Below are 10780 nucleotides of genomic sequence, written 5' to 3' on the forward strand. Positions count from 1 at the left end.
CATGCCCACCAGTCTTTATCCCCGGCTGGCAACGGGCATTGCCCTCATGCTGCTGGCCGTGGCATCGGCAGTCGCGTTCCCCAGCCCTGCTAACGCGGCAAGCGGAGACATTCGAGTGATCGTGGGAATGGCCACAACCCAGGCCACCCTCACCTACCATCCGCACGCTTGCGGAACCGCCTACTGGCACTGTGATGAAGGAAATCACCCGAACAATACGGCGTTAGACCTGACGAACACCGTGGGCGTGACCGGGGGCGCGGCAGTCTACTTCCAGTCCTATACCCGGTCAGGCTACGCCTATGGCGTCATTACCAATCACCAATACGGGACTAGTGCCTGTCCCGGGGCGGACGTGGCGCTGTGGGTCCCGTATCCCGATTCCTCTGTCGGGGCTTGGATTGACTACGTGAATTTCGTTCAAGTGAATGTTTAGCCAAACTTTCGGCACTGGCTTCTACGTAAGCGGCGGAGGTTGGACTATCCAATTAATCGGTTCAGTCGTGTCGGGCCCGGGGACTGGCAATTGCAACTCCACTGGAAGCCATTTGCACCAGAGCGGCACGCACAATACGCCCTTCTTGTGGACCAATTGGGCGGTTGATGCCGACGATGATCCCTCGGTGCCGGGCGTGCAGATAAACCCGACGGGTGACTCGTCCCAAAACTGGCTGCACTGGATCACCTACTAATGGCTCCTGCCCCCATTCTCGTCCTGATCGCCATCCTGACCGTCGCCGTTCCGATCGTCGCCGCCTGCGGCGGTGGTGGGAACCGGGAGACCGCGCCAGCACCGCCGTCCGAAATCACCGCCAGGGTCACCCCCGCCGCCTCGCCTTCCTCGAACGGCAGCACCACCACGCTCCCGCCCGGCGTGCAGAGCGGAATCGAAGCCTTCGTTCATGACCAGGGCGGCGTCTACATCGGCGAGTGCCCCGGGGAATGGAAGCCGCGCGGCGACACCCCTGAGTGGTGCCACACCCGCGAGTCGGACCAGGGCCAGCGCTTCGAGGTGAATGTCGGCGTGGCCGGGAGCGACTACATCTTCCACCTCGTGTTCGAGAAGGACACGAACGGAAACTGGCAGCTCATCTCGTCGGAGCAGGCCAGGAACATCTAGCTGGAGTTTCCACGAGGGTTGTTTACAGGCGGGAGGCCGGTGGCTGGTTGCCGAGAGCAGTGTGAGGCCGGGCGAAGTTGTAGTCATCCAGGAAGGGCTGGAGGGCAGCGAGCCGTTCCCCATTGGTGGTGTAAGGGCGGCGGTAGGCCCACTCGCGCTGGAGCGTCTTGTTGAAGGCCTCGGCTTTGCCATAGGTCTGCGGCCGGTAGGGTCGCGTGTGGCGCAGGGCGATGCCATGGGCCGCCGCGGCATCGAGGAACGCACGCGCGCTGCGGTAGTTCTTGGCGTTGTCCGTGAGGACGCGCTCGATGGTGATGCCAACCGCTGCGAAGGCCTGGACCGCCCGCAGGAGAAAGCCAGCCGTGGTTGCCCCGGTCTCATCGGGGAGCGCCTCGGCGTAGGCAAAGCGGCTGTGGTCATCGACAGCGATGTGCACATAGTCCTGGCCACATCGTCTTGACGCCCGCCGCAGCCAGCCCTACCCTGCCCCCGACAGACGCTGCGAACGCCCCCGCAGAACCGACTCCCTGTGGGTGGGGTCCCTGTTTGCATCGACCTCCGCCGTTGACGCCATCCCGCCGAGCGACGTACGATGGTAAACGGCCCGCTATGCCCATCGTCCTGCCCACCCCCGCTGTTCCCCAGCACCCTGTCGTACTGCACCCAACGCCCCATCAGTCCTGAAGGAGTTGCCACAGGATGACCACAGCTCGTGACGTCGTCCCGGGGGGCATCATTGCCCCGACCGCAGTCAAGGCCTACGGCCGCATCCCCGACGTCCTCGACCTCCCCAACCTCATCCGCATCCAGCTCGATTCCTTCGAGTGGTTCAAGCGTGAAGGCCTCCGCGAGCTCTTTGATGAGCTCTCCCCCATCCAGGACTTCACCGGCAAAAAGATGGACCTCATCTTCGGGGAGTACGAGTTCCGCGAGCCCAAGGCCTCCATGGACGAATGCCGCGAGCGCGACATGACCTACGCCGCGCCCCTCTTCGTCGATGTCGAGCTCCGCGTCAAGGAATCGGGCGAAATCAAGGAGCAGCGGCTCTTCTTCGGCGACTTCCCCCTCATGACCGACCGCGGCACCTTCATCATCAACGGTGCCGAGCGCGTTGTTGTCTCTCAGCTGGTCCGCTCCCCTGGCGTCTACTACACCATCGAAACCGATCAGACCACCGGCAAGCGCCTTTGCCACGCCAAGCTCATCCCCAACCGCGGCGCATGGCTCGAATTCGAAACCTCGAACCGCGACGTCCTCTACGTCAAGGTCGACCGCAAGCGCAAGGTTCCCGTCACCACCTTCCTCCGCGCCATCGACGTCCCCGGGCTTGTCCCCGGTGACCGCGACAACCCGCGCTTCGAGAAGTACTGGAAGGCCGTCGACGCCGGCGACGACGCTGCCCGCGAGGCCGCCCTCAAGGAGCTCGAGGCCGAGCTCGGCACCGATGAGCGCATCCTGGCCCTCTTCGAAGCCGTCGACACCAGCGACCTCCGCACCTTTACCATCAACACCATTAATAAAGAAACGCGCGACCCGGGCGTCACCAACAAGCACGAGGCTCTCCTCGACTTCTACCGCAAGATCCGCCCCGGCGACCCGCCGACCGCCGATAACGCCCGCAACCTGCTCAAGACCCTCTTCTTCGACCCCCGCCGCTACGACCTCGGCCGCGTCGGCCGCCACAAGGTCAACAAGCGGCTCGAGCTCGAAGATCCCACCGACCAGCGCTGGCTGCGCCCCTACGACCTCGTCGCCATCGTCCGCGAGCAGATCAACATCAACAACGGCCGCGGCCACCACGACGACATCGACCACCTCGGCAACCGCCGCGTCCGCGCCGTCGGCGAACTGATTCAGCAGCAATTCCGCGTCGGCCTCCTCCGCATGGAACGCGTCGTCCGCGAACGCATGACCATCACCGACCCGGAAGAGGCCACGCCCAGCGCCCTCATTAACATCCGCCCCGTCGTCGCGTCCATGAAGGAGTTCTTCGGCGGCAGCCAGCTCTCCCAGTTTATGGACCAGACCAACCCCCTCTCCGAACTCAACCACAAGCGCCGCCTCTCCGCCCTCGGTCCCGGCGGCCTCTCCCGCGACCGCGCCGGCTTCGACGTCCGCGACGTCCACCACTCCCACTACGGCCGCATTTGCCCCATCGAAACGCCCGAAGGCCCCAACATCGGCCTTATCGGCTCCCTCGCTACCTACGCCCGCCTCAACAACTTCGGCTTCATCGAAACCCCCTACCGCCGCGTCTACCGCGAGATGCTCTCCGATAACCCCAACCTCATCGGCCGCATCCTCCGCGAAGACGCCCTCGATGCCGACGGCAACGTCATCGCCCCCGCCGGCACCACCATCGATGAGGCCATCGCCCGCCGCATCGGCGAGTCCGGACGCTCCGTCGCCATCGAGCCCTGGGTCTCCTCCGAAATCGTCTATCTCACCGCCGATGAGGAGGACCGCTACAAGGTCGGCCAGGCCAATACCCGCATCGATGAAAACGGCCACTTCATTGATGAGCGCGTCGAGGTGCGCCTCTTCGAAAAGTTCATGACCGTCCCGCCGGTCGAGGTCGACTGCATCGACGTCTCGCCCAAGCAGATGGTCTCCGTTGCCTCGGCGCTCATCCCCTTCCTCGAGCACGACGACGCCAACCGCGCCCTCATGGGCGCCAACATGCAGCGCCAGGCCGTCCCCCTCGTGCGGCCCGAAGTGCCCCTCGTCGGCACCGGCATGGAGCGCCGCGCCGCCGTCGATAGCGGCCACGTGATCACCGCCGAGGGCCCCGGCGAAGTCCTCGAAGCCACCGGCACCCACATCACCATCCGCTACGACGACCCCGTCTACAACCTCGACCCCGGCGGACAAACCCGCACCTACCGGCTTGTCAAATTCACCCGCTCAAACCAGGGCACCTGCCTCAACCAGCGCCCCATCGTCTTCCGCGGTCAGCGCGTCCAGGCCGGGCAGCCCATCATCGATAGCTCCAGCACCCAGGGCGGCGACCTCGCCCTCGGCCAGAACATCCTCTGCGCCTTCATGAGCTGGGAGGGCTACAACTTCGAGGACGCCATCATCCTCTCCGAAAACCTCGTCCGCGAAGACAAGTTCACCTCCATCCACATCGAAAAGCACGAAATTGAAGCCCGCCAGACCAAGCTCGGCGACGAAGAGATCACGCGCGACATCCCCAACGTCGGCGAAGAAGCCCTCAGCCAGCTGGATGAAGACGGCATCATCCGCATCGGTGCCGAGGTCCGCGAGGGCGATATCCTCGTCGGCAAAATCACCCCCAAGGGCGAAACCGAACTGACCGCCGAGGAGAAGCTCCTTCGCGCCATCTTTGGCGAGAAGGCCCGCGAGGTGAAAGACACCTCGCTCCGCGTCCCCCACGGCGAACGCGGCAAGGTCATCGACGTCAAAGTCTTCGACCGCTCCAACCACGACGGCCTGCCCGCCGGCGTCAACAAGCTCGTCCGCGTCTCCATCGCCCAGCGGCGCAAGATCTCCGAGGGCGACAAGATGGCCGGCCGCCACGGCAACAAGGGCGTCATCAGCCGCATCCTCCCCCGCGAGGACATGCCCTACCTCGAAGACGGCACCCCCGTCGATATCATCCTCAATCCCATCGGCGTCCCCAGCCGCATGAACATCGGCCAGGTGCTCGAAACCCACCTCGGCTGGGCCGCCAACACCCTCGGCTTCCGCGCGATCAGCCCCGTCTTCGACGGCGCCCGCGACTACGAAATCGACGACGCCCTCGCCCTCGCCTGGATGGCCCACGAATCCGGCGCCGTCCACTACGTCGACCCCCGCGACCGCCGCTTCGATGAGGAGCGCCTCAAGGTCTGGATCGCTGAACAGGGCTACGACCCCGACGCGATCTATACCAACCCCGAAGACGGCGCCCCGGCCCGCGCCTGCCTTGAAATCTGGCTCAACCAGCATCGCAGCGAAACCGGCCAGCCCCCGATCGAGCGCGGCCGCCACACCCGCGAAGAGCTCGAAGAACTCGCCCGCGAAGTCTACAAACAGACCAACGTCCCGCCGCCCATCTACGGCAAGATGAAGCTTATCGATGGCCGCACCGGCGAGCCGTTCGACCAGCCGGTCACCGTCGGCTACATCTACATGCTCAAGCTCATCCACCTCGTGGAAGACAAGATCCACGCCCGCAGCACCGGCCCGTACAGCCTCATCACCCAGCAGCCGCTCGGCGGCAAGGCCCAGTTCGGCGGCCAGCGCTTCGGCGAAATGGAAGTCTGGGCCCTCGAAGCCTACGGCGCGGCCCACATCCTCCAGGAGCTCCTGACCGTCAAATCCGACGACGTCGTCGGCCGCGTCAAGACCTACGAGGCCATCGTCAAGGGCGAGGACGTCCTCGAACCCGGTGTGCCCGAATCCTTCAAGGTTCTCGTCAAAGAACTCCAGAGCCTCGGCCTCGCCGTCGAGGTCTCCAACGACGAAGGCAGCTCCGTTTCCTTCATCGACGACTCCGCCAACGACCTGCCGGAACTCGGCCTCAACCTCACCGGGTTCGAACGCGAGGAGGAACTCTTCAATGCTCGAGGTCAATGACTTCAACCAGGTCCGGATCGCCCTCGCCAGCCCCGAGCAGATCCGCTCCTGGAGCTACGGCGAAGTCACAAAACCGGAAACCATCAACTACCGCACCCTCAAGCCCGAAAAAGACGGCCTCTTCTGCGAAAAGATCTTCGGCCCCACCAAGGACTTCGAGTGCTACTGCGGCAAGTACAAGCGCGTCCGCTATAAAGGCATCATCTGCGACAAGTGCGGCGTCGAAGTCGCCCGCGCCAAGGTCCGCCGCGAGCGCATGGGCCACATCGAACTCGCCAGCCCGGTGAGCCACATCTGGTTCGTCAAGGGCACTCCCTCCAAGCTCGGCCTGCTCCTCGATATCTCGCCCCGTAACCTCGAGCGCGTGCTCTACTTCGCCCAGTACATGATCACCGAGGTCGACGAAGACGCGAAGCAGCGCGAGATCGAGCACCTCAAGCGCGAAATGGAGCAGGCCCTCGCCGATCGCCTCGGGGATATCCGCCCGCGCCGCGAAGCCCTCGAGGCCCGGCTCGAAGAAGCCCATCGCGAGCTCATGGCGAAGGTCGCCGAGCGCCAGGCCCAGGTCGAAGCCGAGCGCAGCGTCTCCCGCGAAGCCCTCGAGGCCGCTGTTCAGCGCGCTATCGAAACCGTGACCGCCGCGAAGGGAGAGACCCTCGAGGCTGATATCAACATCCTCGGCGATACCATCCTCTCGGCCGGCACGAAGGTCACCCAGGCCTCCATCAGCAAGGTCGAACGCGAGGGCAAGAAGAAGCTGGAAGCCTTCGATAAGGAGACCGAAAAGCTCAAGGAGGCCGAAGCCCTCCTCGCCGACACCGCCCTCGACGACGCGAAGGCCGCCCTCTACGACGAGCTCCACCCGCTCCAGCAGAAAGAAGCCCAGGTTCGCGCCGAGGTCGACGAGCTCTACCGCGAGCGCCTGCGCGACCTCGAAAGCCTCAAGGACCCCATCCGCGACGACGAAATCGTCCTGCTCAGCGAGAGCCGCTACCGCGAGCTCTCCGACATGTTCGGCCACGTCTTCAAGGCCGCCATGGGCGCCGAAGCCGTCCTCCAGGTGCTCCAGCGCATCGACCTCGATGCCATGCGCGCCCGCCTCAAGCAGGAGATCCTCGTTGCCTCCGGCATGCGCCGCAAAAAGGCAACCAAGCGCCTCAACGTGGTCGAAGCCCTGCGCAACTCCGGCAACAAGCCGGAGTGGATGATCTTCCAGGTTCTCCCCGTCCTCCCGCCCGACCTCCGCCCCATGGTCCAGCTCGACGGCGGCCGCTTCGCCACCAGCGACCTCAACGACCTCTACCGGCGCGTCATCAACCGCAACAACCGCCTCAAGCGCCTCCTCGAACTCGGCGCCCCCGAAATCATCATCCGCAACGAAAAGCGCATGCTTCAGGAAGCCGTCGACTCCCTCATCGACAACGGCCGCCGCGGGCGGGCAGTCACCGGCAGCGGCAACCACAAGCTCAAGAGCCTCTCCGATATGCTCAAGGGCAAGCAGGGCCGCTTCCGCCAGAACCTCCTCGGCAAGCGCGTCGACTACTCCGGCCGCTCCGTCATCGTCGTCGGCCCCGAACTCAAGCTCCACCAGTGCGGCCTCCCCAAGCGCATGGCGCTCGAGCTCTTCAAGCCGTTCGTAATGCACTCACTCGTCGCTAAGGGGCTCGCCCATAACATCAAGAGCGCCAAGCGCATCGTCGAGCGCGCCCGTCCCGAGGTCTGGGACGTCCTCGATGAAGTCATCAGGGACCGGCCCGTCCTCCTCAACCGCGCGCCGACCCTCCACCGCCTCGGCATCCAGGCGTTCCAGCCGGTGCTCATCGAAGGCTCGGCCATCCAGCTGCACCCGCTCGTCTGCGCCGCCTTCAACGCCGACTTCGACGGCGACCAGATGGCCGTCCACGTCCCGCTCAGCCGCGAGGCGGTCGCCGAGGCGAAGCAGGTTCTCATGTCCACCAAGAACCTGCTCTCACCCGCCAGCGGGGACCCGATTGTCGCGCCTTCGCTCGATATGGTCCTCGGCTGCTACTACATGACCGACATCGACCGCAACGGCCGCGGCGCCTACCGCGAAGAGAACGGCCGCCCGGTCCAGGGCCTCTACGGCTCCTTCCAGGAAGCCCGCCTCGCCCATGACCTCGGCATCCTCGACCTGCGCGCGCCCATCCGCGTGCGCACCGACCGCCCGGTGATGGACGACTCCGGCAACGTCACCGAGCCGCCGGCCCGCCCCGATGGCCGCCACGGTTCCCACATCATCGAAACCACCGTCGGCCGCATCATCTTCAACGAGGTCCTGCCCGAGGAGCTCCCCTTCCTCAACCAGAGCATGGACCGCCCCAATCTGCGCAAGGTGGTCGCCCTCTGCTACCGCACCCTCGGGGGCGAACGCACCGGCGAAATCGTCGACCGCATCAAGGCTGTCGGCTTCCACTACGCCACCATCAGCGGCATCACCATCGCCGTCCACGAGATCCAGGTGCCCAAGAACAAGGCCGAACTCCTCGCCGAGGCCGACCGCAAGGTCGATGCCCTCAACGAGCAGTACCAGATGGGCCTCATCACCGAGGAGGAGCGCTACGAAGGCGCCGTCGCCATCTGGGACGAAACCACCAAGGCCATCGAGCGCACCATCAAAGAGCGCATGCCCGAATACGGCTCGCTCAACTACATGGCCAGCTCCGGCACCAAGGGCAACATCACCCAGATCCGCCAGATGGCCGGCATGCGCGGCCTCATGGCCGACCCCAACGGCAAGGTCATCGAGCTCCCCATCCGCGGCTCCTTCCGCGAAGGGCTCTCCGTCCTCGAGTACTTTATCTCCACCCACGGCGCCCGCAAGGGTCTCGCCGATACCGCGCTCCGCACGGCAGACTCGGGCTACCTCACCCGCCGCCTCATCGACGTCGCCCAGGACGTCATCATCCTCGAAGAAGACTGCGGCACCACCGCCGGCCTCTGGATCGAAAAGGACGAGCGCGATGAGCTCGAGGCCCTCCGCCCGCGCATCCTCGGCCGCTACGCCGCCATCGACATCGTCGATGAATCAACCGGCGAGGTGCTCTGCCGCCGCAACGAAGAGATCAACGAAGCCGTCGCCGACGAAATCGACCGCCGCGGCATCACCCGCGTCTTCGTGCGAACCCCGATGTCGTGCGAAGCCGAGCGCGGTCTCTGCCAGCTCTGCTACGGCCGCGACCTCGCCCGCGGGGAGCTGGTAAAGCTCCGCACCGCCACCGGCATTATCGCCGCCCAGTCCATTGGCGAGCCCGGCACCCAGCTCACCATGCGCACCTTCCACACCGGCGGCGTCGCCTCCCAGACCGACATCACCAGCGGTCTGCCCCGCGTCGAAGAGCTCTTCGAAGCCCGCGCGCCCCGCGGCGAAGCGATCATCAGCGAGACCGACGGCGTCGTCGAAATCGTCGTCGAAAACGACCGCCGCATCGTCCGCGTCACCAACGTCGATACCCTCGTCGAGGAATACGACGTCCCCGCGAAGAGCGAACTCCTCGTCAAGGACGGCGAACGCATCACCGCCGGCGCCGCCATCGCCCAGCCCCCGGCCGCGAAGGACGCCGAACTGCCCGCCCAGCCGATCGTCTCGCGCATCGGCGGCACCGTCCGCCTCATCGGCAAGACGAAGGTCCAGGTCGTCTACGAAGACCGCGAAGAGCGCGAGTACCAGATCCCGGCCGCCGCGCGGCTCCTCGTCGAGGACGGCCAGATGGTCTACGCCGGCCAGCAGCTCACGGAAGGCGCCCGCAACCCGCAGCACATCCTCCACATCCAGGGCCGCGACGCCGTCCGCAAGTACATGGTCGAAGAGGTCCAGAAGGTCTACAAGTCGCAGGGCGTCAACATCAACGACAAGCACATCGAGGTCATCACCCGCCAGATGCTGCGCCGCGTGAAGGTTGACCACCCCGGCGACACCGGCCTCCTCCCCGGCGACCTCATCGACCGCCGCAAGTTCGACGAGATCAACAACGAAATCATCGCCGAGGGCGGCGAACCGGCGACCGCCACGCCCATCCTCCTCGGCGTCACCAAGGCGTCCCTCAACACCGACTCCTGGCTCGCGGCGGCCTCCTTCCAGGAGACCACCCGCGTGCTTACCAACGCCGCCATCGAAGGCGCCGTCGATAAGCTCCTCGGCCTCAAGGAGAACGTCATCATCGGCAAGCTCATCCCGGCCCGCGCCGAGATCGAGGTGCCGCGCCGCGAGCACTACGCCGACCTCGACGTGCCCGAATCCCTCCTCCTCGAGGAAGAGCACGAACTCGAGCGCATGCTCGCCGAGCGCGAAGCCGGCAGCCAGCAGCGCCGCTCGTCCGTCGGCCTCCTCGATGAGGATGATGACTTCGACGAGGACGACCCCATCATCGGCGCCCCTGCCGATGACAACGACGAGGACTGACCCGCAACCCGGCGCACATCGCCCACCAAACCAACGGGGGCGGGGCCACACTGCCCCGCCCCCGTTGTATCACCAGAGTGAGCCGGCCGGTCAGACCAGCTCCAGCATCTCGCCTTCGTACTTGCGCGCGCCGCGGCGCAGCTCCGCCAGCTTCCCCACCTTCACCACGCAGTCGGCCACGCCCTTCTCCCCGCGCAGCGCATCGAAGTTTTGCATCCCGCACACATTGCAGGCGCCGTGGTGGCAATCCGCCACGGTCTTCGTCGAATGCACCGCCAGCCACTGGCCGCGCAGGTACGCCTTCGTCACCCCGCAATCGATGTGGTCCCACGGCAGCGGCTCGCGCGTGTCCCATTCGCGGTGCGCGAACCACGCCGGGTCCACACCCACCTCGGCGAACGCCTCCTGCCACGTCTCGAAGCGGAAGTGCTCGCTCCAGGCGTCGAACTTCGCGCCCCGGCGCCAGGCCGCGTACACCGCCTCTGCCACCCGCCGGTCCCCGCGTGAAAGCACCGCCTCGATGAAGCTGTCGCGCGGGTCGTTCCAGCTGAACTCCACCCCCGCTGCCCGGCAGCCATCCTTCAGCAGGAAGTGCTTCGGCTCCAGCTCTTCGGCCGTGTCCTGCCGCGCCCACTGGAACGGCGTGTGCGGTTTCGGCA

General features: G+C 65.7%; 5 protein-coding genes and 1 pseudogene. 4 read left to right on the forward strand and 2 right to left on the reverse strand.

Going from position 1 to position 10780, the window contains the following annotated elements; genetic code table 11:
* The first annotated feature begins 1 nt into the window (after position 1).
* Both VAE46_RS04275 and VAE46_RS04280 read left to right on the forward strand, forming a co-directional pair.
* Positions 2–436: a hypothetical protein gene (locus VAE46_RS04275; RefSeq protein WP_322795680.1), complete on the forward strand. Its 435-nt coding sequence runs from the start codon at positions 2–4 to the stop codon at positions 434–436.
* A 255-nt stretch (positions 437–691) separates the two neighbouring features.
* Entirely contained in the window at positions 692–1120 is a 429-nt protein-coding gene (locus tag VAE46_RS04280) for a hypothetical protein (RefSeq protein ID WP_322795681.1), read from the forward strand.
* Between the two features lie 22 nt (positions 1121–1142).
* On the opposite strand, the gene VAE46_RS04285 is transcribed toward VAE46_RS04280, so the two are convergent.
* Positions 1143–1556: an integrase core domain-containing protein gene (locus VAE46_RS04285; protein ID WP_322795682.1), complete on the reverse strand. Its 414-nt coding sequence runs from the start codon at positions 1554–1556 to the stop codon at positions 1143–1145.
* Between the two features lie 263 nt (positions 1557–1819).
* Here VAE46_RS04285 and VAE46_RS04290 point away from each other — a divergent pair, with 263 nt between their 5' ends.
* Together VAE46_RS04290 and rpoC are read left to right on the forward strand one after the other, a co-directional pair.
* Positions 1820–5701 carry a DNA-directed RNA polymerase subunit beta gene (locus VAE46_RS04290; RefSeq protein ID WP_416223938.1) on the forward strand — a complete coding sequence of 1294 codons (3882 nt, stop codon included), beginning with the start codon at positions 1820–1822 and terminating at the stop codon, positions 5699–5701.
* Positions 5685–10121: a DNA-directed RNA polymerase subunit beta' gene (gene rpoC, locus VAE46_RS04295; RefSeq protein WP_322795683.1), complete on the forward strand. Its 4437-nt coding sequence runs from the start codon at positions 5685–5687 to the stop codon at positions 10119–10121. Before VAE46_RS04290 ends, rpoC begins: the two co-directional genes overlap by 17 nt.
* Before the next feature lie 90 nt (positions 10122–10211).
* Here rpoC and VAE46_RS04300 read toward each other — a convergent pair.
* Positions 10212–10780, reverse strand: a pseudogene (locus VAE46_RS04300) (hypothetical protein); the annotation flags it as partial.

It is taken from the genome of Tepidiforma sp. (assembly GCF_034433535.1).
Classification (GTDB): domain Bacteria; phylum Chloroflexota; class Dehalococcoidia; order Tepidiformales; family Tepidiformaceae; genus Tepidiforma.